This is a genomic window from Arthrobacter sp. 10L430, assembly GCF_056395245.1.
Map to the genome: position 1 here is coordinate 14,140 of NZ_JBFTJD010000008.1, position 23,992 is coordinate 38,131.

The following is a 23,992-nucleotide window of genomic DNA, read 5'->3' on the forward strand; positions in this document are numbered from 1 at the left end:
GGAAAACACTGGCCCTCAGCAAAGGCCAGTTCCGATCGTAGTCTCTCGGCCGCCGCGCAGCCGGATTAATTGAGAGCCGCGCCACTTCCGTGCAAGGAATGCCGCGGAGATCCACAGCGTTATGGACATTAACCCCGACCACGAAAGGAACTCGCCGTGTTTGAACGGATTTCCGGCTCGCTGCTGGACCCCGATGCGCTCTATGCCAAAAACATTGAGCTGTTCCACAGCCCCGAACTCCGCGGGCTGAATCTGGTGATGGGCTTTACAGGTTTTGCCGACGCCGGACACGTGGTCAAGCAGATCACGGCCGAACTGCTGGACACCCTCGATTCCGAGCGCGTGGCCGTGTTCGACGCCGACCAGCTGATCGACTACAGATCCCGGAGGCCGCACGTGTCCTTTGTGGAGGACCACCTGGAGGATTACCAGGCCCCGAGCCTTGCGCTGTACCGGCTGGTCGACGGCCTGGGCAAACCATTTCTCTTCCTCGCAGGATTCGAGCCGGACCTGCAGTGGGAACGCTTCGCACGCGCCGTGGTGCAGATCGTCGAGGCCCTCGACGTCAACCTGGTCACATGGATCCACTCCATCCCGATGCCCGTGCCGCACACCCGCCCGGTTGGCGTGACGGTGCACGGAAACCGTCCCGAACTGATCGAAGGCATCTCTGCCTGGAAGCCCACCGTCGAAGTGCCGGCAGCCGTGGGCCATGTGTTGGAACTCCGCCTGATGGAAGCGGAGCGCAACGTGGCGGGCTACGTCATCCACGTGCCGCATTACCTGGCCGAGGCCGAATATCCGACGGCGGCCGTCGCCGGGCTTGAGTACCTGGGCGCCGCGACGTCCCTCATGCTTCCCACCGACCGGCTCCGGGAGTCGGGCCGCGAGGTCGGACGGCAGATCGCCGAACAGATCGAGGCCTCCGCGGATGTCCAGCAGGTGGTTTCGAAGCTGGAGGCCCGCTACGACGAGAAAGCCGAGGGCACCGTCCGGCGGTCCCTGCTGGCCGACGAAAATGACGAACTGCCCGACGGCGATGCCCTGGGTGCCGCTGTTGAGGCGTACCTTGCGCGCGAGAATCCAGGTCAATAATCCTCGTCACTAAACCTGACAATAAAATACGATTTTTGCTGACGGCGGGCATAATAAAAGGGTGACTGCACCCCGCGCCTGGCTCATTTGGTCCATCGGTATTTTCTCTTACTTGGTGGCCGTGACCCAGCGTACGTCGTTTGGCGTGGTGGGCCTCGAGGCCACCGAGCGGTTCCACGCCAGCGCCTCGGCTATTTCGTTTTTCACGGTGCTGCAGCTCCTGGTCTACGCCGGGCTCCAGATCCCCGTGGGCGTCCTCGTGGACAGGTTCGGGTCCCGGGCCATGATTGCCGGCGGCGCCGTGCTCATGGGGCTCGGCCAGCTCCAGCTCGCCTTCGCGGAAAGCGTCCCGGCCGGCGCGCTCGGCCGGGTGCTGGTGGGCGCCGGCGACGCCATGACGTTCATCTCCGTCATCCGGCTGATCCCGCTCTGGTTTGCCCCAGCCCGGGTGCCGCTGCTGACCCAGCTCACCGGGATGTCGGGGCAACTCGGGCAGCTGCTCAGCGTGGTGCCGTTCGCCTTCATCCTGCATACTGCCGGCTGGAGCCCCGCCTTTCTGTCATTGGCGGGGCTCTCCGGCGTCGCAGTGGTCCTCGTCACTCTGTTGCTGCAGGACGCACCGCCAGGTACTCCCCAGCAGCAGTCAACAAAGGGTCTGCGGGCCACCGGCGTCTCGCTGTCCCGGGCCTGGAAGCAGCCCGGGACCCGGCTTGGCATGTGGAGTCACTTCACTATCCAGTTCAGCGGCACCGTGTTCGCCATGACGTGGGGATATCCCTTCCTGATTTCGGCGCAGGGCCTGGACGCCGGCACCGTGGCCTCGCTCATGTCCCTCTACGTGGCCGGTGCCATCGGCGCCGGGCCGCTGATCGGGCGGTTTGTGTCACGGCACCCCCTCCGGCGCTCCACCATGGTTCTCCTCCTGGTCGCGGCTACGGCCGCGGCCTGGGCGGCGGTGCTCCTCTACCCAGGCCGCTCACCCTTGTGGCTGCTTGCCGGTCTTGTGGTGGTGCTGGCCATCGGAGGGCCAGGGTCCATGATCGGCTTCGATTTCGCCCGCACCTTTAATCCGGCGCACCGCATCGGTACCGCCACCGGCATCGTCAATGTGGGCGGCTTCGTCGCCGCCCTCGTCGCCATCTTCCTTATCGGCGCCGTCCTGGACATCCTTTATTCCACCGGGTTCTCCCACGGGGTGCTGTATGGCCTCGAACCGTTCCGCGTCGCCCTGTCCGTGCACTTCCTGATCCTTGGCATCGGGTCGGTCGCCATGTTGGCGGTCCGCCGCAAGGTGCGCCGCCAGATGGCAGCCCAGGGGGTGGTGGTTCCGCCGCTGCTTCAGGCCATGGCCGAGCAGCGCAGGGCGCGGAACGCCCGGCGCAAGTCCTCGTCTCCCGGCTAGCATTTCGGTCCGCTGCCGTGCGGACCGCCGCCTCGCCGTTTCGCGGCTGTCGGCCGGCACTATCCCTCCACATCCGGCATTGATCCACATGCCGAAAGCCGGACCTACCGGGCGGTAATGGACTGCTGGAGGCTGGAGGCATGACAGCACCCCAGCACCTGACCATCAACGGCCCCGAAGACATCCTCGGATACGTACCGCACACGCTGGGGTACTGGCCATCCCGCAGCCTTGTGGCCATGACCATGCAGGGAAAACGGCTCGGGGCCACGCTCCGGGTCGACCTGCCGGAGGCAGCGGCATCCAGGCGCGGACGGGAAGACTTCGCCCGCGCCGTGGCCGACTACCTTCTCGCAGACAACGATGCCGACGGCACGCTGCTGATGTTCTTCACGAACGACGGCTGGGCGGAGGACGCCGGGCCCCGCGTCAACCGGGCATTGTTGGCAGATCTCGAATCCGCCCTCGGACTGGCCGGAATGCCGGTGCGGGACGCCTGGTACGTAGGCGAGGAGTACTGGCGGAACGTGTACTGCACTGACACCGGCTGCTGCCCCCTGCCGGGACGTCCCGTAGCCGAGATCCGCGACAGCCGCCTCAACGCAGAGATGGTGTATCTGGGCAGCAGCGTCGGGTCGCCGCCCGGAGACGATCCTGCCGGCGGCGCCTCGGGACCGCATCCTGCGGTGCTGGCATCTGAACGGCACTGGGCGGCCGAGCTCTGCACCCGGCGGACCAGCCGTCCCCAGTTCGACAGGGTGCTGGACGCCTGGGAACTGGCGCTGGGTGCCAAATCCGGCGCCGAACTGCCGGACGACCTTGCAGGCTTCCTGCGCGCGACCCTTGGCGTTCCCTCCTGGCGCGACGCAGTCCTGGTGATGGCGGCGGCGGGGCGACCTGCAGCCGTGGCCGGTGCCGAGCAATTCGGCATCTTCTCGGGCCGGCCGGGACCCCCGGCGATGGGTCCGTCATTTGCGGGACTGCCGGAGGCCGAACGGCCTGGAGGACTGGCGGCTGCAGCCCCGGGGGCGTCGGGCGCGGCCGATGATGCGACTTCCGGCGGGAAGCCCGAGCCGGCCACCATTCCCGGCTATGGCGAGGTCCTCTTGGGCCTGAGCCCGGATCTGCCGGACTGGAGCAGGATGAAATGCCTTGAGGATGTGATGCTGCAGCTCGTGTCCTGCGGCCCCGGCGAGGCGCAGGCAGCGGCATGGACCGCCAAGGGGTGGATCGAATGGTGCCGGGGGAGGGGCTCCTTTGCCCACGCCTCGCTGGACCGGGCACGGGAGGCGACCCCCGGATACAGGCTGGCGGAACTTCTTTCCGAGGTGGTCCGCCGGGGAACCATCTGCGGCTGGGCGGCCAGGCGGGAGGCGGCCTGGCAGAAATTCGGAACGGACGCCGCCTAGCGCCGCCGCTCCGGCGGAGGGTTGCCCGTCGGCTGCCCTTACGGTCGCATCGGCCCCTGATTGGGAAAATCATGAGACAATGGTTGCCGAGACCCGGTTGGGTCCGTGAATCAGTGCTTGCAGTGGAACCGGAAACGGGAACATTGCGGCCGCCCCGGCAGTTCTACTTAATGGCTCTGTCGGTCGTGGTTGCACCTGATGTCAATCACGGACTTGACAGGGTCATAGTGGTGTTGCCCGTATGGTGATTCCACAGACCGCCGCTAGAAAGGTTTTCTGTGACCCCGTCTTCCGCGAAGAAGGAACCCGCCGCCCAGGCCGATGTGTCTGCCGAGGACAAGAAGGCGGCAACCAACGCCAAGCGTGCAGCTACCCGTGCCGCCAATAAGGCCGTCAAGGATGCTGCCGTCGCCGGTGGCGACGTAACGTCCGCCGCTAAGCCCGAACCGAAGAAGCGTGGCCCCAAGCCCGGCGCCAAGGCCGCAGCCGAAGCTGCCGGAAGCCGTTCGACATCGGACGATGACGTCGATGAAGCCGACGAAGATCTCGAGGATGCATCGCCGGACGCCGCCGACCTTGTTGAAGAAGGCGACGAAACCGGCAAGGCTGCTGCTGCGCCAACAGGTTCAGGATTTGTCTACTCGGACGCCGACGACGACGACGCTCCTGTCCAGCAGGTCATGTCGGCAGGTGCCACCGCCGACCCCGTCAAGGACTACCTGAAGCAGATCGGCAAGGTTGCACTCCTTAACGCCGAACAGGAGGTTGACCTCGCTCTCCGCATTGAGGCCGGCCTGTTCGCCGAAGAGAAGATCAACGCCGACGACGGCTCCATGGATCCGAAGTTCAAGCGCGAGCTCGAATTCATCATCCACGACGGCAAGCGCGCCAAGAACCACCTCCTCGAAGCCAACCTCCGCCTCGTGGTGTCCCTGGCCAAGCGCTACACCGGCCGCGGCATGTTGTTCCTGGACCTCATCCAGGAAGGCAACCTGGGCCTCATCCGTGCGGTCGAGAAGTTCGACTACACCAAGGGCTTCAAGTTCTCGACTTACGCCACCTGGTGGATCCGCCAGGCCATCACCCGCGCCATGGCGGACCAGGCCCGCACCATCCGCATCCCGGTGCACATGGTGGAAGTCATCAACAAGCTTGCCCGCGTGCAGCGCCAGATGCTGCAGGACCTAGGCCGCGAACCCACGCCGGAGGAGCTGGCCCTCGAACTGGACATGACCCCCGAAAAGGTTGTCGAAGTCCAGAAGTACGGCCGCGAGCCCATCTCCCTGCACACCCCGCTCGGCGAGGACGGCGACTCCGAGTTCGGCGACCTTATCGAGGACTCCGAAGCCGTGGTTCCGGCCGACGCCGTGAGCTTTACACTGCTGCAGGAACAGCTCCACTCGGTGCTGGATACGCTCTCCGAGCGCGAAGCCGGCGTGGTTGCCATGCGCTTTGGCCTCACGGACGGCCAGCCGAAGACTTTAGACGAAATCGGCAAGGTCTACGGCGTCACCCGTGAGCGCATCCGCCAGATCGAATCCAAGACCATGTCCAAGCTGCGGCACCCGTCGCGGTCCCAGGTCCTGCGGGATTACCTGGACTAGGAACTTTCTGGACCGTAGCTCCAAGGCCAGGGCCGCCGCCGGACAAACCGGCGGCGGCCCTGGCTTTCGTTTTTCAGCCGGAGGGCGCTGATCCCGTTCCTGATTCCGGACAGAAAAAAGCCAGGGTCCCTTTCGGGGAGCCCTGGCTTTTTTGCTTCGAGCTTTTCAGCTGCGTGGTCTAGTCGACCGGTACCGGTGCCTTCTCATGAAGCCGGCCCGTCTCGTCGTGCCAGTCCGAACTCAGCGGCTTGAGCGTCGCTTCGACGGCACGTGAATGGTGAGCGCAGAAGAGCAGCTCACCTCCGGAGGACTCGAGTACAACCCGGACGTATGCCTGTGCACCGCAACGGTCGCACCGGTCAGCTGCGGTGAGTGTGCGGTCGGCAACTGCTGTTGTCATGTCGGCCTCCTTAGTAGATCTGTACATCTATATAACCAGTATTCGGTGCCAAAGCATGGCAAGGATGTGTCACTTTCGCTGTGCGCGTATCACGTCTGCGTAACGAACCAGGGCTTCCGGATGCTCCGGCGGGAGTGGCAGCCGGGGGAAAAGGGGCCACGGGACTAGGCTGGAGGGAGTCTTTTTATGCCTTAGCCGGCCCGCCGCTGAAGGAGCGCAACACCTGTGACACCGAGTTCTGATTACACCGCACGCCACCTTTCGGTGCTGGAGGGCCTGGAGGCCGTCCGCAAGCGTCCGGGCATGTACATCGGTTCCACGGACTCCAGGGGCCTCATGCACTGCCTCTGGGAGATTATCGACAACTCGGTGGATGAGGCCCTGGCCGGTTTTGGCCACGACATCAAGATCATCCTTCACGCCGACAACTCCGTGGAGATCCACGACGACGGCCGCGGCATCCCGGTCGACATGGAACCCAAGACCGGCCTGACCGGCGTGGAGGTCGTCTTTACCAAGCTGCACGCCGGCGGCAAGTTCGGCGGCGGCTCGTACACTGCCTCGGGCGGCCTGCACGGCGTGGGCGCGTCGGTGGTCAACGCGCTGTCCGCCCGGCTCGATGTGGAAGTGGACCGCGGAGGAAAGACGTACAAGATGTCCTTCCGACGGGGCGAGCCCGGGCGGTTTAAGGACAGTGGCCCCCGGCCCGATCCGGCGGCCGATTTCACCCCCTTTGTGGACGATTCGGTGCTTGACATCGTGGGCAAGGCCAAGCGCGGCGTCACCGGAACGCGGATCCGGTATTGGGCCGACCGGCAGATCTTCACCACGGACGCCAAGTTCTCCTACGAGGAACTGGCCGCCCGAGCCCGCCAGACCTCCTTCCTGGTTCCTGGCCTGAAGCTGACCGTCCGCGACGAACGCAAAGTTCCCGGTACCCCGGGGGAACACGGTCCCCATGAGGAGGTGTTCCACCACGACGGCGGCATCTCCGAATTCGTGGAATTCCTCGCCATTGACTCGGGGGTCACTGACGTGTGGCGGCTGCACGGGGCCGGCAAGTTCAAGGAAACCGTCCCGGTGCTGGACGACAAAGGCCACAGCAAGCTGGCCGAAGTGGAACGCGACTGTGAGGTGGACGTCGCCCTGCGCTGGGGGATCGGCTACGACACCGCCGTCCGCAGCTTCGTCAACATCATCTCCACCCCCAAGGGAGGCACGCACCAGGCAGGCTTCGAGCAGGCACTGGTCAAGACATTCCGCAAGGCCGTGGAGACCAACGCCAGGAAACTGAAGGCCGGCAACGACAAAATCGAGAAAGACGACATCTTCGCCGGCCTCACCGCCGTCCTGACTGTCAGGCTCGCCGAACCGCAGTTCGAGGGCCAGACCAAGGAAATCCTGGGTACGTCCGCGGTCAAGGCGATCGTGGCCAGGGTGGTGGAGCGGGAGATCTCCGCCAAACTCAACTCCGCAAACCGCAACGACAAGGCGCAGTCAGCGCTGCTGCTTGAGAAGATCGTCAGCGAGATGAAGTCGCGCATCTCGGCCCGCGTCCATAAGGAGACGCAGCGCCGCAAGACCGCGCTTGAGACGTCGTCAATGCCCACCAAGCTGGCGGACTGCCGGACCGACGACGTTGCCCGCTCCGAACTGTTCATCGTTGAGGGCGACTCCGCCCTGGGCACGGCGAAGCTGGCACGGTCCTCCGACTTCCAGGCGCTGCTGCCCATCCGCGGAAAGATCCTCAACGTCCAGAAGGCCTCGGTGGGCGACATGCTGTCCAACGCCGAATGTGCCGCGCTGATCCAGGTGGTCGGGGCGGGCTCGGGCCGCAGCTTCGCGATCGAGGCGGCCCGCTACGGGAAAGTCATCCTGATGACCGACGCCGACGTCGACGGCGCCCACATCCGCACTCTGCTGCTCACGCTGTTCTTCCGCTACATGCGCCCCATGGTAGAGGAGGGCAGGGTCTTCGCAGCCGTGCCGCCGCTGCACCGGGTGGAAGTCATCAACCCCGGCCAGAAGGCCAACGAGATGATCTACACCTACTCGGAGGCCGAGCTTCACACACTGCTGGCCAGGCTCGCCAAGGAGGGCAAGCGGTACAAGGAACCGATCCAGCGCTACAAGGGCCTGGGGGAGATGGACGCAGAACAGCTCGCCGAAACCACCATGGATCCCCGGCACCGGATGCTCCGCAAGGTGAACATCGAGAACGCCCAGCGCGCGGAGGCCACCTTCGACCTGCTGATGGGATCGGACGTGGCGCCACGGAAGGACTTCATCATTGCGGGGGCAGCCAGCCTGGACCGGGAGCGCATCGACGCCTGACCGCGGCGAAGCGGCCCGGCGGGCCGGGCTCAGCCCAGCAGGCCGGGCACTATCAGCAGAGCGGTGGGCATCGCCAGCAGCAGGATGCACACGGCCAGCACCGCAGCCCGGAGGGTACCCGGAAGCGGCGGACGCGGTGAGAGAAGTCGGCTGACGCGGGACGCCGTCGTGCCGGCCGGGCCGGCGCCGCCGGCACCCTCGGGAAACTGCAGGCCGGAATCGGAAAGTCCGGCCGGTCCCATGGCCGGTGCCGCCTGCGGGACGGCGGATCCGCTGGCCACGATTGCTATGGCTTTGATCAGCGTGGCTTTGCTCTCCGACTTGAGGGCAACGTCATCCGCGAGCATCTCGATCAGGGAATTGACGGCTTCCTGTGCCAGGCGCGTCGTGGGCAGCCAGGGAAGGGCCTGGCGCCAGGCAGCGAACGCCCACAGCAGGAGGTGGTGCCGCTGGTTCAGGTGGGCGTTCTCATGAATCAGCACCGCCCGCAGTTCGGCGGGTTCCAGGGCCGCCAATAGCCCGTCGGAGAGCACCGTGACGGAGCGTGCTCCGCCCGGCAGGCAATATGCCACGGGAGAATCGTGGTTGATCACCATGGTGCCCGTGCCGTCAGCGGACGGCGAGGCCAACAGTGCCAGCAGTTCGCGGTGCCGCCGGCGCTGCCGCCCGATCTTAAAATATGTCAGCAGCAGCGTGAACACGAGATGCGCCGTCAGCAGCGCCGCCGCCGACAGTGCGAAGAGGTGCCAGAAGCCGAGTGCGGTGGTGGGAGCGTTCTGGAGCACCATTCCGGCCAGTGCCCGCAACCCGGCGATCAGATTGTCGCCGACAGGCTCCAGACCGTACACCAGCATGGCGCCGATCATCGACAGGCCGCCGGCGAGGCCGATGGCCTGCCACAGCAGCATGGCGGTGAACGGATCCCGGGCCGGCCACTGGGCGCGGGAAAGAAGGATAGGTACCGGCCAGGCCAGTACTATCGCCAGGACCGCCAGGAAGTATGAGGTCCAGAACATCGTCCGCTAGCTGTGGCCAAGCAGTTTGCGCAGCGTCTCAGCTTCACTTTCCGTCACGGAACCGATAAACCGGGCAAGTACGGCCTCGCGGTCCGGAGCCGATCCCAGGACTTCGTGCATGAGCTCGGCGGTATGGTCTTCGCGGCTCGACACCGCCTGATACCGGTGGGGCCGTGTGCCGCGTTCGCGTTCAACCAGGCCCTTCTTTTCGAGGCGGGAGAGCACCGTCAGGACCGTGGTGACCGCAAGGTCTTTGCCCACGTGTCCTGCCGCGCCGCCGTGTGCTGCCGTGCTCAGCGCGAGCATGTCGCGCAGAGTGTTGGCAGTCGCTGCTTCCTGGCCAGCCCAGAGCAGGTCCATCACTGCCCGTTCCAGTTCCCCAAGACTTGCCATTTGTACATCCTTCTGACAACGCACCGCCGGCGGCCGGCTGGCCGCCCCGTGCTCCGATTACGATTCTTCACCTCCAAATCTAGCGCGTTTGCGCTGTTCTTTCTACATGAGGTAGAACATCCGGCGCGCCGCTGCTCGTTGCAGGCTGCCGGCGGCGGTGTAACGATGTTTACAGCGTCGGAGCAGTGTTCTACACTCTGTAGAAGTTGATGTTCTACGCTACGTAGAAAACAGCGCTTGAGAGCTTGAGACCTAGCAAAAAAGTAGGGACCGCCTTGGAAGCCTTGGAAATCGCACGCTGGCAATTCGGCATCACCACCGTCTACCACTTCATGATGGTGCCACTGACGATCGGGCTGGGCCTCGTCGTGGCGGTGATCCAGACAATCTGGTACCGCACGGGGAACCCGGCCTACCTGCGCATGACCAAGTTCTGGGGAAAGCTGTTCCTCATCAACTTCATCATGGGCGTGGCCACCGGAATCGTCCAGGAGTTCCAGTTCGGCATGGCGTGGAGCGAGTACAGCCGCTTTGTGGGGGATGTCTTCGGGGCACCGCTGGCACTCGAGGCACTGCTCGCGTTCTTCGTCGAATCCACCTTTCTGGGCCTCTGGATTTTCGGCTGGAAGCAGCTCAAGAAGGGCGTGCACCTGGCCTGCCTCTGGATCGCCGTGATCGGTTCCGTCTTTTCGGCGTACTTCATCATCGTGGCCAACAGCTGGATGCAGCACCCCGTGGGCGTGAAGATGGTCGACGGCAGGCCCCACATGACCGATGCCTGGGCCGTCTTCACCAACAACACGGCCCTCGTGGCCGTCCCGCATACCCTCTTCGGCGCCCTTGCCGTGGCCGGCGGGTTCCTGCTCGGCATTGCGTGGTACCACCTCTGGCGGCGCCGCCGTGACGGCATCGACACCGTCGGGGCTGACGGCCGCGTGATCCCGGGCGAAGCGGCCATTGCCGGGCGCGACCGTGCCGACCACACCGTCTGGATCCGCTCCCTGCGGATCGGGGCCGTCGTCGCCATGATCTCCTTCGCGGGCACCGCCCTTACCGGCGACCTGCAGGGCAAGCTGATGTTCGAGCAGCAGCCCATGAAAATGGCCGCCGCCGAAGCCGCCTGCCATGACGGCACCGGGTTCTCCGTGCTGAGCGTGGGCAACCTCGGCTCGAAGAACTGCGATGAGATCAAAGCCGTGATCGAGGTCCCGGGCATACTCTCGTACCTCGCCAAGGGGGACTTCACCACCGAGGTCAAGGGCGTCAACAGCCTGCTGGAACAGTACAAGGCGGACTATGGCACCACGCTCCCGGACAACCCCATCTACGGCGATCGGGCCGGCCAGGAGATCCAGTACGTTCCGGTGATGGAGGTCACCTACTGGGGCTTCCGTGCCATGATCGGCTTCGGCGGGCTGGCAGCCCTGGCAGCACTCGTGGCATTGTGGCTCACCCGCAAGGGCACCGTCCCTGAGTCGCGCTGGCTCATGCGCCTGGCAGTTTTCGGAATCCTCGCCCCGTTCGGTGCCAACGCGACAGGCTGGATCTTCACGGAGATGGGCCGCCAGCCGTTCGTCGTCGCCCCCAACCCTGACCTCAACGGAATTGACCAAGTGTTCATGTTCACAGCCGCCGCGGTCTCCCCGGGCGTCTCCGCCGGTGAACTCCTGACGTCGCTCATTGTCCTTACGGCCGTGTACGCCGTGCTGCTGGTGGTAGAGGTGAAACTGCTCGTCAAGTACATCCGCGGCGGCGTCGTTTCTGCCATGCCGGAACTCATGCACGCACCCATCGACGAAAACGAGGACGCCACGCCCGGTCCAGGCGGCAAGCCCGGATCCTCTGACGACGTCCTGGCATTCGCCTACTAAGAGCTGAGGATACCGACCATGGAACTTCTGCCCACGATCTGGTTCATTGCCATCGCCGTCCTTTGGACCGGCTACCTGTTCCTTGAGGGTTTCGACCTCGGCGTCGGGATGCTCATGAAGCTCTTCGCCCGCAACAACACCGAGCGCCGGGTGCTGCTCAACACGATCGGGCCCGTGTGGGACGGGAATGAAGTCTGGCTCCTGACCGCGGGCGGCGCCACCTTCGCCGCCTTCCCGTTCTGGTACGCCTCCCTGTTCTCAGCCCTCTATCTGCCGCTGCTCCTCGTCCTGGTGGCACTGATCTTCCGGGCCGTTGCCTTCGAGTACCGGGGCAAGGTGGACACCGACCGGTGGCGCAACACCTGGGACTGGGCCATCGCCGGCGGGTCCTTCCTCGCTGCCTTCGGGGTCGGCGCGGCGCTGGCACTGACCACCACTGGCCTGCCTCTGAACAGCAACGGCGACCGCGACGGCGGCCCCTTCTCCTGGTTCAGCGGGTATGCGCTGCTCGGCGGCTTCGCGGTGGCAGGCTTCGCCCTGCTGCACGCCCTCGCGTTCCTGGCACTGAAGACCGACGGCGACGTCCGCCATCGCGCCCGCCGCTGGTTTGTGCGGCTCCTTCCCGTCCTGCTCCTTCCCATGGCCGGCTGGGCCATCAGCGTGCAGCTCCTGAGCGGGGAGCTGTGGACCGTGGCCATCCTCGCCGTCGCCGTGGGTGCCGCGGCAACCGCCTGGCTCCAGGGGCGAAAGGGCAACGAAGGGCTGGCCTTCCTGGCCGTCGGAGTGTTCCTGCTGTGCGGAGCGGCTTCGATCTTCGGGGCCGTGTTCCCGGTAGTCCTTCCGTCCACTATCGATCCTGCGTTCAGCCTCACCGTCACCAACGCCTCGTCCTCGGACTACACCCTCGGGCTGATGAGCATTGTTGCGTGCGTCGGGCTCCCGCTGGTGATCGCCTACCAGGCTTGGACCTACTGGGTGTTCCGCCGCCGGGTCAGTGCCGCCCATATCCCGGAGGCGCACAGCTTCCTTCCCGCGATCGCCGCCAAGGCCCTGGCCCGGAACGACTGAGGACCCGTGAAACAGCAGTTCCCCGGCGGCCCGTCAACGCGCACCGCCCTTTACGGTCTAGGCCTGCTCGCGGCGTTGAAGGCCCTCGCGCTGGTGCTCATGGGCCAGGCAGTGGCCTCCGTCCTGGCCGGCCTCATGGTGCGGGATCCCGCCTGGGCTGACCAGCTCGGTTGGGGACTGGCCGGTGTTGTCCTCCGGGCGGCCGCTGTCTGGGCCCAGGGTGTCACTTCCCGCCGGGCCGCCCTCGGCGTCAAGGAGGAGCTCCGCTCGCAGCTCCTGGAGAAAGCCCTGCGGAACGGTGTCCGGTCTGCGGGCCCCGCGGACGGCGGCCTGGCCGTGCTGGCGACCCGGGGCCTCGATGCCCTGGACAGCTACTACACGCAGTTCCTTCCTGCCCTGGTGAACTGCGCGGCCATCCCGCTGCTGCTCGGCGCCCGGATCCTTTTTGCCGACTGGGTCAGTGCGGTGGTGATTGTGCTGACGGTGCCGCTCGTGCCGCTGTTCATGGTGCTGATCGGCCGCTACACGGAAGACAGAGTGCGGGACGCACAGGCGTCGTTGTCCCGGCTGTCCGGGCACATGCTGGAGCTGGCCAAAGGCCTGCCCGTCCTGGTTGGGCTGGGCCGGGCCTCGGCGCAGCGCCGGGCTCTTGAAGACATCTCCGAGGAGTACCGGTCCCGCACCATGGGAACACTCCGGACCGCGTTCCTCTCTGCCCTGGCACTCGAGCTGATCGCGACGATTTCGGTGGCAGTGGTCGCCGTGTTCATCGGCGTGCGGCTGGTACACGGTGAGATGGCACTGGAAGCCGGACTCCTCGCGCTGATCCTGGCACCTGACTGCTATCTTCCGCTCCGGGAGCTGGGAACGGCCCACCATGCGAGCGACGACGGCCGCGCGGCCCTCGCCGAAACCACGGCTGTGCTTGATTCACCGGAGCAGCAGCGGCTCGAACCCGGGCCTGCCGCGGCTGCGGGGCGGCAGCAGCTTAATGACCTGACAGTCAGCAGACTCTCCGTCAGTTACGCCGGCAGGGAGGGTACCGCCGTCGGGCCCGTCAGCTTTTCCGCGCGGGCCGGCAGCGTGACGGCGCTGGACGGCCCCAGCGGCGCGGGTAAGAGCAGCATTCTCGGTGTCCTCGCGGGCACCATCGGCTCGGGAGGCGGCACCGAAATCAGCGGCACTGTTGACGGCTTCTCCCCGGATGAGGTGGCGTGGGTGCCACAGCACCCGGTCATGGTTGCGGACACGGTGCGGGAGGAGATGCTGCTGTACCTGTCAGCCCGCCCCTTGACGGGCAGCCGCTTGGATGACGGCCACCGGGCCGCCGCAGTCCAGCGGTGCCTCGCCGCAGCCGGTGCGGCACACCTGGCAGGTAAGCATGCCGCCGAACTGAGTCCCGGGGAACTGCGCCGCGTTGCGCTGGCCCGGGGCCTGGCCCGGATCGAAGCGGGGGCCACCGTGCTGCTGCTCGACGAGCCCACCGCGCACCTGGACCGGGCGTCCGCCGACGTGGTCCACGACGCCATCCGGAACCTCCGTGGCCGGGCGACGGTGATCCTCGTAGCCCACGACCGGCAGACGCGCGAGCTGGCGGACCATATCGTTCCGCTGGCCGGCTCTGCAGACATCCCGGGGGACTCCCACACCGCGGCGGCCCGCGCCGGAACTGCCGTCGCCATCGAGGCGCCCGCGCCGGTGCGAGCCGGGACCGGCACGGACACGCCGCCGGCCATCCCTGCCACGGAGCTGACGGCGTCCACGCAGCACCTGCAGACGGTGCCGCCTGTTGCGGTGCCGCCGACGGCCGGTTTGCTGGCCAGGTTGCTCGCGCCGGTGCGCGGCAGGTTCGCCGGAGCCGGAGTCGTGGGAACCCTGGCTTCACTCTTTGCCATTGCCCTCTCCGGGCTGTCCGGCTGGCTGATCCTGAGGGCAAGCGAACAGCCTCCCATCCTGTACCTGCTTTCGGCCATCGTGGGCGTCAGGTTCTTCGGAATCGGCCGGGCCGTCCTGCGCTACTGCGAACGGCTGGTGCTCCATGAAGCGGTCTTTGCGTCACTGACCATGCTGCGCGGCCGGCTGTGGGAGTCCCTCAGCCGGCGGGCCTTGTCACTGCGGCGCCTGCTCCAGGGCGGCAACGTCCTCGGAGTGGTCATTGACGACGTCGACACCGTCCGGGACCTGCTGCCGCGGGTGGTCCTTCCGCCCGTTACCGCCGTGGCGGTGGCCGCAGTCGCGGCCGGCACATCGGCCTGGCTGGTGCCGGCTGCCCTGCCTGCGGTCCTGGCCTCCGCGGCCGTCAGCCTTGTCGTGGCGCCCGCGGCTGCGCTGTTTGCCGACCGGATGTCGGCCGGCACAGAACAGCGTCTCCGGTCGGGGGTCCTCCGCCGGGTCGCGGCGGCCCTCGACGCACGGGCGGAACTTCACGCCAACGGTGCGGCAGCGCCGGTGCTCCACGACATCCGCGCCGAGGACCGAGCGGCAACCCGCGCTTCCCAGCGCTCGGCATGGGCCGAGGGGCTCGGCCAGGCCATTACGGTGGCAGCCTGCGGCGCGGGGGCCCTTGCCGGCGCCGTGCTGGCAGCACCACAGGTCCTGGCGGGCGCCGCCGCGGCCCCCACGGTCGCCGTCGTGGTTCTTCTGCAGTTGGCGCTCGTGGAACCTTTTGCCGCCATGACGACGGCGGTACGCCAGTTTCCGGCGCTGCGCGCGGTGCTGCGCCGCGTCAGCGAGTCGGGTGTACTCGGTGCCGGGGGACCGGACACGGACGCACTAGTCCTGCCGGACGCCCGCGCGGGCGGCCGTCCGGGCATCGAACTGGCCGGGCTGTCGGCCGCGTGGCCCGGCGGTGCCCCCGTGTTCAGCGACCTGTCCGCAGCGGCGGAACCTGGCCGCTGGCTGGCCGTCACTGGCCCCTCGGGGGCAGGCAAGTCCACGCTGCTGGCGGTCATGCTCGGCTTCCTGCCGGCCCGCGGAGGAAGCATCGCGGTCACGGGGGCCGCGGCCTGGTGCCCCCAGGAGGCACACCTCTTCGACTCCACCATCAGGGGCAATCTGTTGCTCGGACGCCCGGAAAAGCAAGTCTCGGCGGCTGCTGACGCCGAACGGGACATGCGCGAGGCGCTCACGGCAGTGGGCCTGGACCCGCTGCTGGGCCGGCTGGACGCCGGCCTCGACACCAGGATCGGACCGGGTGGCGCGTTTCTCAGCGGCGGCGAAAGGCAGCGGCTGGCCGTGGCCCGCACCCTGATGACCAAAGCTGAGGTAATCCTGCTGGATGAGCCCACGGCCCACCTCGACGCCGAATCCGGCCGTGCGCTGATGGCTGACCTCCGCGCCGGGCTCCGTTCCCGCACGGTGGTGCTGGTGACGCACAACACCGCCGACATCAGTCCCGGGGACGCACTCCTGGCCCTTCGCCAGAGCGGCAATTCCACGGATGCTGAGGTGATGGCGCCGTCGCTGGCGTCCGGTTAGCCTGTTCCCATGACGCGATCAGACGTAGCCGCCGGCTGCACCGTTGACTTTCCTGGGCTGCGGTGGAGGAGCGCCGGGGCCCGGGACCTTGATGCGTGGGCGGCGCTCATCGCCCGGACGGCGGCAGTCGAGAAACCGGTGTGGTTTGAGCACCGGCCGGACCTCGAGCAGCTTATGGAGTCCCGGAAGAATCCGCCGGAGGACAACACCGTGCTGGGATTTGATCCGGAGGGTGTTCCAAGGGCGTACGCGCGCATTACCAAGAACACGTCCAGCGATAAGTCGTACGGCTTCGGCTGCGTGGATCCGCGGTGGCAGCGACGCGGCGTCGGCTCTGCGCTGCTCGGGTGGCTTGAGGCCAGGGCGTGGCAGCGCTTTTCGGAGGACGCCGCCGTGGGCGGCGCCCGTGTCACAGCCAGGCTGCGGATCCACAACGAGCAGCAGCACGAGCACCAGGCGGCGCTCTTCACCGCGCGCGGTTACGAGGTGGTCCGCTACTTCAACGAGATGCACCGGCCGCTGACCCCGCCATTGCCGGAGGCGGTCCTCGGCCCGGACCTTGAGCTCGTGACCATGGATCCCGAACTCAGCAAAGCCGTACGGCTCGCGCATAACGACGCTTTCCGCGACCATTGGGGCAGCGAACCCAAGGACGAAGAATCCTGGGGATATGTCGTCAACGACCCGCAGGCCCGCCCCGACCTCAGCGCCGTGGTGCTGGAACGCAGCACCGGCAAGGTGGCGGGCTACCAGCTGGCCGCCCATGACCCGGAAAGTGCCGTGACGCGCGGGTTCAGCGAGGGTTACACCGATCTGCTCGGCGTGCGCCGGAAATTCCGCGGCCGTGGCATTGCACGCGCGCTGCTGGCGGATGCGATGCGGCGGTTCGCTGCGGCTGGGTTCGACGTGGCGTCACTGGATGTCGACTCCGAAAATCCCACGGGAGCGCTGGCGCTGTACCTCAAGATGGGTTACCAGCCGGTCAACAGAAGCCTGGCGTGGGACAAGGTTCTCTAGGCCCGTCATGCGCATATTTCCTCACAGAACTGCCAGGCCGCCGGCAAATACCGCGCCCGGTGCCGGCTACAAGAGGCCGAGGCGCTGGTTGCGGGTCACCGGCATCGTGGCACTCATCGCCGTGGTGCTGGGACTCGCCTCGACGGCAGCCAACCTGCTTTTGGAGCGGGCAGAGAAATCCAGCATCGCGGCGTATGGCGAAAGAATCCAGATCAGCAGCGGCGCCCTCAACGTATACCGGAACGGACACACCGGCCAACCGCTCGTTCTCCTCAGCGGCCTCGGGACGGCGGCACCCGCCCTCGACTTCGCACCCCTGATCCGGGAACTTGGCAACTTCGACGTCACCGTGGTGGAGGGATTCGGCTACGGCTACAGCGACATGAGCGCCCGGGAGCGCAGCAACGAGAACATCAGCAAGGAGCTCCACGAGGTGCTCACCAAACTCAACATCAAGCGGCCCTATGTCCTGGCAGGACACTCGATCGCCGGCTTCTACACCCTGGATTACGCGAACCGCTACCCGAAGGAAGTGTCGGCGGTGATCGGAATCGATGCCACCATACCGAAAGCGGAGAGCGGACCCGTCGAGCTGCCGCTCCAGGATGCCAGTTGGGAACGGATCCCCTCTGTCACGGGGCTGGTCCGCATCGTGGGTTCAGTGGCCCCCGGCCTTGTCAACCCCGACGGCGACGCCTACACGGCAGACGAACTGGAGCGGATGCGCCTGATGCAGAGCTGGAACTTCGGGAACCAAGCTGTGGTCGACGAAACGGCCCGAATCGGAAACAACGCTGCCGCCCTCAGGGGCGTCAAGTATCCCGATGGGCTGCCCGTACTTGCCTTCATCTCAGACGAAAAGACACCGGAGACCCAAACCAAACAGCGCGCCGCGGAAAAGCTGCTGAACAACGTGAGGCGCCACGAGATCGTGACGCTCGACGGCGGACACTACCTGCATTGGACCCAGTCCAAGCGCATGGCGGAACTGATCACCACGTTCCTCGCCAAAGATCACTGACCAATACCCGAAGCGCAAGGCCCGTGGGAGGCCCGGCCTGCTTCAGGCTAGCCCTCCACGTCCGACAGGTGGTGGGTAACGTCGTGCAGGAAATACTGCGCGAGCGTCAGCACCGTGAATTCCGAACCGTTGCTGCGGAGCCCGGTCCTGCCCCATTGGGATTCCCTGACCCGGGCAAAGGAGGCGGCCACCAGTTCGCCCTCGGCCGTCAGCTCGGCACTGACCGCGGCGGGATCTGACCCGGCGTAATCGCTCTCCACGGCCGTCCGGTCCTGGTCCCAGTTTTCAAAGCGGGCGTTGTCATCGGTGAGCATCAGGTTCAGGCGCCGGTCGAAGAGACTGAAAACATCGCGGACGTGGCAGGCATATTCGAGCGCCGACCAGGAGCTGTCATCGGGGCGCTCAGCAGCGCCCGGACGGCGCAGAACAGCGCGCCACCGGGGGAGCATGTTTTCCACGCTGCCCGGCACCGTGGACGGCGTGACCGTCGAGGCGTCGAAGCCGCATTCGCTGCACGGGCGGGAGAGGACCCAGGTCCAGTCTTTTTCATCCGGGATGATAGGCATGGCAGTAGTCTAGGCCCGCCGGCAGCGCGGTCAGCCCGGCTGCTCCGCCTCAGGCCACGTCATGCTGGGCCCGATCGCCTCCACAGCCTGCGAGAGCGGAATGCCGGAACCGTCCCGGCGCCCATGCTCCTGGGGAAGGGAACGGGCCACCCCGGCCAGGGACGAGGCCTTTGCCGGGCCGTGGCCGGCCCATGCCTGCAGCAGCGTGTCCTCGCCCTTCAGGAACCGGTGTGCCCGGACCCCGGCGGTGGCCCTGCCCTTGGCCGGGTACTCGGACAACGCCGTGACCTTCGCGGCGCCCGGCGCCGTGCCCGGCAGGGCGCCGTCGGTCCCGGAAATCGTGACGACGACGGCGGCCTCGTCGCCGGGGGCGGCGGAACCAAAGAAAATCACCTGGTCGCCGGACGCAAGCTTGATGCCGGCCATGCCACCGGCGGTCCGCCCCTGGGCGCGGACGCTTGCCGCGTTGAACCGCAAAAGCTGGGCCTGGCGCGTCAGGAACACGAGGTCGGCGTCGTCGGAACCCGCGGGCGCCACACCCACCACTGCGTCCTTGTCCTTGAGCGCGATGACCTCCCAGTCTTCCCGGTTCAGCGGGTAGTCAGGCTGCACGCGCTTGATGACCCCCTGCGCGGTCCCGATGGCCAGGACCTCATCCAGCGGCGCAAAGGCGACGAGTGTTTCGCCCTTCAGCAGCGTGATGAAGTCCTTGGCCGGGACGCCGCCGGCGAGGTTCGGCAGGCCGGACATCGGCGGGAGGACGGGCATGTCCATGACCTGGATGCGCAGCATGCGCCCCTGCGACGTGACTGCGGCGATCTCACCCCGGGCCGAGGTCTTGATGACGGAGCGGAACACATCATGCTTGGAGCGCGGCCCGGCTTCCGCGAGGCTGTCCTGGTTGGACGTCCTGGCGATCTGGCCCGATGCCGTAAGGATGGCCCAGCAGGGATCATCCGCTATCTCCAAGGCCAGCGGCGCGGCCTTGCCCTTGACGCCGGGGGCGGCCGCCGCAGCGACGGTGGGGGAGACGGCCTCGGATTCCAGCAATACCGTGCGCCGGGGAGTGCCGTATTTCTCCGCAATTTCCGCGAGTTCGCCGGAAACCAGTTCACGCAGCAGCGCGTCGGAACCAAGAATGGCTTCGAGCTCCTCGATCTCGCGGCGGAGCTGGTCCTGCTCCTTCTCGAGTTCGATCCGGGAGTACTTGGTCAGCTGGCGCAGCCGGAGTTCCAGGATGTAGTTGGCCTGGACCTCGGAGAGGTCGTAGATGGACATCAGGCGCTCCCTCGCCGCTGACGCCTCATCCGAGGACCGGATGATCTGGATGACTTCATCGATGTCCACGATGGCAATCAGGAGGCCCTCCACCAGGTGCAGGCGGTCCTTCTTCTTGCCCAGCCGGAACGCGGTCCGGCGGCGGACCACGTTGAGGCGGTGGTCGACATAGACCGTCAGCAGTTTCAGCAGGCCCAGGGTCTGCGGCTGCCCGTCCACCAAAGTGACGTTGTTGATGCCGAAGGAATCTTCCATGGGCGAGTACCGGTAGAGCTGCTGGAGCACCGCGTTGGGGTTGAAACCATTTTTCAGCTCGATCACCAGGCGCAGGCCGTGCTTGCGGTCGGTGAGGTCAATGATGTCGCTGATTCCGGCCAGCTTCTTGCCGTTGACGGCGTCCTTGATCTTCTCGATCACCTTCTCCGGGCCCACCATGTAGGGGAGTTCGGTCACGACGATGCCCGTCCGCCGGGCAGACAGCTGTTCCACCTCCACCTTGGCGCGGGTCTTGAAGGATCCCCGGCCGGTGGCGTACGCGTCCCGGATGCCGTCCAGGCCAACGATCCGGCCGCCCGTGGGGAGATCGGGACCCGGGATGAACCTCATGATGTCTTCCAGGGTGGCGTCCGGGTTGGCGATCAGGTGCCGGGCAGCGGAGATGACCTCCACGAGGTTGTGCGGCGCCATGTTGGTGGCCATGCCCACAGCAATGCCCGTGGCGCCGTTGACCAGCAGGTTGGGGAACGCGGCCGGCAGGACATCCGGCTGGGTGAGCTGGTTGTCATAGTTCGGGACAAAGTCCACCACGTCTTCATCGAGGTGGTCGGTCAGCGTCAGGGCCGCCGCCGCGAGGCGGGCCTCCGTGTAGCGCGGCGCCGCAGGGCCGTCGTCGAGCGACCCGAAGTTGCCGTGTCCGTCGATGAGCGGAAGCCGCAGCGAGAAATCCTGGGCCATCCGGACCATCGCATCGTAGATGGCGGTGTCGCCGTGCGGGTGGAGCTTGCCCATGACCTCGCCCACCACACGGGCGCTCTTGACGTGGCCGCGGTCCGGCCGCAGGCCCATGTCGCTCATCATGTACAGAATGCGCCGCTGGACCGGTTTGAGGCCGTCGCGGGCATCGGGCAGTGCCCGGGAGTAGATGACTGAGTAGGCGTACTCCAGGAAGGAGCCTTCCATCTCGGAAGTGACGTCTATGTCTACGATGTTTTCGGTGTAGTCCTGGGCGGTTTCCCCTGACGGGGCTGAAGTCTGGCGGCGGGCCATGGGGCTGGTAAATCCTTTTGGGGTGCACTTCGGGAGTCTTAGCTAGGCTAAGCCTATGGTGGATCAGCCCGGGGACGGCGTATATCCGGAATATTGGGAAGCCGATGTCGTCCTGCGGGACGGCGGGACGGCACACTTGCGGCCCATTCATCCCTCGGATGCTGACGCCGTTCAAGCCTTTCATGCCGGACAGTCGCAGAACTCAATCTACATGCGGTTCTTCGCGTTCAAGGCCCGGCTCTCGAGCAAGGAGCTCAGGCGGTTCACGGAGGTGGACTACCGCAACCGGGTGGCATTCGTGATCACCATCGGCGGGGAAATCATCGGGATCGGCCGCTACGACCGGCTCGACGATCCGGCCGAAGCCGAGGTGGCCTTCAACATCGCCGATGCCCACCAGGGCCGTGGCATCGGCTCCATCCTGCTTGAGCACCTGGCAGCCGCCGCCCGCGAAAACGGAATCCGGAGGTTCGCCGCGGAGGTTCTGCCGGAGAACCGAAAAATGCTGATGGTCTTTTCCGACGCAGGCTATGACGTCAAACGCCATTTTGACGACGGAGTCGTCAGCCTGGAGTTCAACATCGATCCCACCGACAAGTCGCGGGCGGTGATGGAAGCCCGGGAACACCGTGCGGAGGCGAGGAGCGTGCAGGACCTGCTGGCGCCGTCGTCGGTTGCGGTCATCGGGGCCAGCCGCAAGTGGGGCACCGTGGGGTACCAACTGCTGGAACACATCATTGAGGCAGGCTTCACCGGCCCGGTCTATGCCATCAACCCCGAAGCGCTGGAGCTCGCGGGGATGCTGTCCTTCGGCAGCCTCTCGGAGGTACCCGGGCCGGTGCAGCTCGCCATTGTGGCCGTGCCCTACGAGGAAGTCCCCAAAGTGGTGGACGAGTGTGCGGCCGCCGGCGTCAAGGGGATCGTCGTGGCGTCGGCGGGGTTTGCCGAGGACGGCGACCGCGGCCTGGTGCGCCAGCAGGCTTTGGTACGGCAAGCCCGGGCCAACGGCATGCGCGTGATCGGCCCCGCATCGCTGGGCATGGTGAACACGCATCCCGCGGTGTCGCTGAACGCCTCGATGGCCCCCAGCCTGGCCAGGCGCGGCGGCCTTGGCCTCTTCAGCCAGTCCGCCGCGATCGGGGTTGCCGTCTATGCCGCGTCCAGCCGCCGCCGCGTCGGCATTTCCACCTTCCTCTCGGCCGGCAACCGGGCAGATGTCTCCGGCAACGACATGATGCAGTACTGGGAGGACGACGCCGATACCACCGCCGTGGGTCTGTACCTGGAGTCGATCGGCAACCCGCGCAAGTTCTCGCGGCTGGCCCGCCGTCTGGCCCGCATCAAGCCCGTCATCGTTGCCAAGTCCAGCTCCATGGGCCTGCAGCTGCCTCCCGGGCATGCGGTGCGCACCACGCAGGCGCCCGCCGGCGCCGTGGACGCCATGATGCGCCAGGCCGGCGTCATCCGCGTGGAGACCATTGAACAGCTCATGGATGTTGCGCAGATTGTCTCCGCCCAGCCGCTCCCCAAGGGTGCCGGCGTCGCGGTCTTCAGCAACTCCAAGGCGCTGGGAAAGGTGGTGGCGGACAGTGCGGCGGCCCACGGCCTCGGCGTGGAAGAGATCGCGGCCGACCTGGATCTTGACACCGGCATGTCGCGTGCGCTGCCTGCCCTGCAGGGCCGCCTGCGCGAGATCCTGTCGCAGGACGCCGTGCACGCGGCTGTGGTGGCTTTCCTGCCGGCAAGGGGCCTGACAGTGGAGAAGATCGCGGCCGCGCTCGCCGCCTGTTCGGCCGAGGCCGGTAAACCCGTGGTGGCAGCGTTCACCGGCATTCTGGACCCCTCTGTCTATGTGGAGGGCATGGTGGGGGAGGATGCCCGGGCGGAACCGGTCCCGTGCTACTCAAACCCGGGGGCGGCCGTCGCCGCGCTCTCCGCGGTGGTGCGGTACGCCGAGTGGGCGAACCGCGACCAGGGGCTCGTCGCAGACCCGGAGGGCTGTGACCCCGAAGCCGCCCACGCCGACCTGGAACTGATGCTCACGGATGTCAAAGGCGAACAGCTGAAGGAGCTTGCCCCGGCGGACGCTGCGCGCCTGCTGGGGCACTACGGCGTCGAGGTGTTGCCCTCCGCCGGATTCGAAACGGCAGACGAAGCCGTAGAAGCCGCGGACCGGCTGGGCTGGCCGGTGGCGCTGAAGACCACCGATCCGATGCTGCGGCACCGGCTCGACCTTGGCGGCGTGAGGCTGGACGTCCAGGACCCAGAGTCCCTCCGGCTGAACATTCAGCAGATGCGGCGCGCACTCGAGCCTTACGGTTCCTCGTCCCTGGAGGTGCAGACAATGGCGCCGGTGGGCCAGGCCTGCACATTCCGCGCCATCGAGGACCCGCTGCTGGGGCCGGTTGTCTCGTTCGGGCTCGCGGGCGATGCCGTCAACCTGCTGGACGACTGGGCACACCGGGTGCCGCCGCTGTACGGCGCGGATCTCCGGGACTTCATCAGGAGCCCCAGGGCGTCCCGCAAGCTCTTCGGCTACCAGGGGCTTCCGGCCGTCGACGTTGCCGCGCTCGAAGACCTCGCCGCGCGTCTTTCCCGGCTCAAGGACACCCATCCGGAAATTGCCCTTGTGGAGTTCAACCCGGTCCTGGCCACACCGCGGGGCGCCTTCATACTGGGCGCGGACGTCCGGATCGGCAACGCTGCCCAGCGCACGGACAGTGCCCGCCGTGCCATGAGCAGCTGACCCCGGGTTAGCATGTGCCAAGCCGATCT

At 66.6% G+C, this 23,992-nt stretch carries 16 protein-coding genes; 11 read left to right on the top strand and 5 right to left on the bottom strand.

Going from position 1 to position 23,992, the window contains the following annotated elements:
• Positions 1 to 156 precede the first annotated feature (156 nt).
• From AC1DDG_RS10010 to AC1DDG_RS10025, 4 genes are all read left to right on the top strand, one after another.
• A complete protein-coding gene (locus tag AC1DDG_RS10010) occupies positions 157 to 1,095 on the top strand; it encodes a proteasome assembly chaperone family protein (RefSeq protein ID WP_476875967.1) in 939 nt (312 codons plus the stop codon).
• Positions 1,096 to 1,156: 61 nt separating this feature from the next.
• Positions 1,157 to 2,497: an MFS transporter gene (locus tag AC1DDG_RS10015; RefSeq protein ID WP_476875968.1), complete on the top strand. Its 1,341-nt coding sequence runs from the start codon at positions 1,157 to 1,159 to the stop codon at positions 2,495 to 2,497.
• Positions 2,498 to 2,637: 140 nt separating this feature from the next.
• The gene (locus tag AC1DDG_RS10020) at positions 2,638 to 3,906 is read left to right on the top strand and encodes a DUF4192 domain-containing protein (RefSeq protein WP_476875969.1); all 1,269 of its coding nucleotides are present in this window, start codon (positions 2,638 to 2,640) and stop codon (positions 3,904 to 3,906) included.
• Positions 3,907 to 4,184: 278 nt separating this feature from the next.
• Entirely contained in the window at positions 4,185 to 5,510 is a 1,326-nt protein-coding gene (locus AC1DDG_RS10025; RefSeq protein ID WP_230116767.1) for an RNA polymerase sigma factor, read from the top strand.
• 178 nt (positions 5,511 to 5,688) lie between these two features.
• On the opposite strand, the gene AC1DDG_RS10030 is transcribed toward AC1DDG_RS10025, so the two are convergent.
• On the bottom strand, positions 5,689 to 5,910 hold the full coding sequence (locus AC1DDG_RS10030) for a DUF7455 domain-containing protein (RefSeq protein WP_056628651.1): 222 nt from the start codon (positions 5,908 to 5,910) through the stop codon (positions 5,689 to 5,691).
• A gap of 225 nt (positions 5,911 to 6,135) precedes the next feature.
• Here AC1DDG_RS10030 and AC1DDG_RS10035 point away from each other — a divergent pair, with 225 nt between their 5' ends.
• Positions 6,136 to 8,244 carry a DNA gyrase/topoisomerase IV subunit B gene (locus AC1DDG_RS10035; RefSeq protein WP_230116766.1) on the top strand — a complete coding sequence of 703 codons (2,109 nt, stop codon included), beginning with the start codon at positions 6,136 to 6,138 and terminating at the stop codon, positions 8,242 to 8,244.
• A 29-nt stretch (positions 8,245 to 8,273) separates the two neighbouring features.
• Here AC1DDG_RS10035 and AC1DDG_RS10040 read toward each other — a convergent pair whose 3' ends face one another.
• Positions 8,274 to 9,260 (bottom strand): M56 family metallopeptidase, encoded by a 987-nt coding sequence (locus tag AC1DDG_RS10040; protein WP_476875970.1) that lies wholly within the window; start codon positions 9,258 to 9,260, stop codon positions 8,274 to 8,276.
• Positions 9,261 to 9,266: 6 nt separating this feature from the next.
• Positions 9,267 to 9,653: a BlaI/MecI/CopY family transcriptional regulator gene (locus AC1DDG_RS10045; RefSeq protein WP_230116764.1), complete on the bottom strand. Its 387-nt coding sequence runs from the start codon at positions 9,651 to 9,653 to the stop codon at positions 9,267 to 9,269.
• A 275-nt stretch (positions 9,654 to 9,928) separates the two neighbouring features.
• On the opposite strand from AC1DDG_RS10045, the gene AC1DDG_RS10050 reads away from it, so the two are divergent.
• Genes AC1DDG_RS10050 through AC1DDG_RS10070 form a run of 5 tightly spaced genes read left to right on the top strand, consistent with a single transcriptional unit; the run spans position 9,929 to position 18,107 of the window.
• The gene (locus AC1DDG_RS10050) at positions 9,929 to 11,524 is read left to right on the top strand and encodes a cytochrome ubiquinol oxidase subunit I (RefSeq protein WP_476875971.1); all 1,596 of its coding nucleotides are present in this window, start codon (positions 9,929 to 9,931) and stop codon (positions 11,522 to 11,524) included.
• A gap of 18 nt (positions 11,525 to 11,542) precedes the next feature.
• The gene (gene cydB / locus AC1DDG_RS10055) at positions 11,543 to 12,592 is read left to right on the top strand and encodes a cytochrome d ubiquinol oxidase subunit II (RefSeq protein WP_230116762.1); all 1,050 of its coding nucleotides are present in this window, start codon (positions 11,543 to 11,545) and stop codon (positions 12,590 to 12,592) included.
• A gap of 6 nt (positions 12,593 to 12,598) precedes the next feature.
• Positions 12,599 to 16,069 carry a thiol reductant ABC exporter subunit CydD gene (cydD, locus tag AC1DDG_RS10060; protein WP_476875972.1) on the top strand — a complete coding sequence of 1,157 codons (3,471 nt, stop codon included), beginning with the start codon at positions 12,599 to 12,601 and terminating at the stop codon, positions 16,067 to 16,069.
• A 9-nt stretch (positions 16,070 to 16,078) separates the two neighbouring features.
• Positions 16,079 to 17,086: a GNAT family N-acetyltransferase gene (locus AC1DDG_RS10065; protein ID WP_476875973.1), complete on the top strand. Its 1,008-nt coding sequence runs from the start codon at positions 16,079 to 16,081 to the stop codon at positions 17,084 to 17,086.
• Between the two features lie 7 nt (positions 17,087 to 17,093).
• Positions 17,094 to 18,107: an alpha/beta fold hydrolase gene (locus AC1DDG_RS10070; protein ID WP_476875974.1), complete on the top strand. Its 1,014-nt coding sequence runs from the start codon at positions 17,094 to 17,096 to the stop codon at positions 18,105 to 18,107.
• A 47-nt stretch (positions 18,108 to 18,154) separates the two neighbouring features.
• Here the strand turns inward: AC1DDG_RS10070 and AC1DDG_RS10075 are convergent, their stop codons facing one another.
• Both AC1DDG_RS10075 and AC1DDG_RS10080 read right to left on the bottom strand, forming a co-directional pair.
• Positions 18,155 to 18,673, bottom strand: a complete 519-nt coding sequence (locus AC1DDG_RS10075) for a DinB family protein (RefSeq protein ID WP_476875975.1) — start codon at positions 18,671 to 18,673, stop codon at positions 18,155 to 18,157.
• Positions 18,674 to 18,703: 30 nt separating this feature from the next.
• Entirely contained in the window at positions 18,704 to 21,217 is a 2,514-nt protein-coding gene (locus AC1DDG_RS10080) for a DNA gyrase/topoisomerase IV subunit A (protein WP_476875976.1), read from the bottom strand.
• Positions 21,218 to 21,272: 55 nt separating this feature from the next.
• Between AC1DDG_RS10080 and AC1DDG_RS10085 the strand changes: the two genes are divergently transcribed.
• Positions 21,273 to 23,963: a bifunctional acetate--CoA ligase family protein/GNAT family N-acetyltransferase gene (locus tag AC1DDG_RS10085; RefSeq protein WP_476875977.1), complete on the top strand. Its 2,691-nt coding sequence runs from the start codon at positions 21,273 to 21,275 to the stop codon at positions 23,961 to 23,963.
• Positions 23,964 to 23,992: the final 29 nt, after the last annotated feature.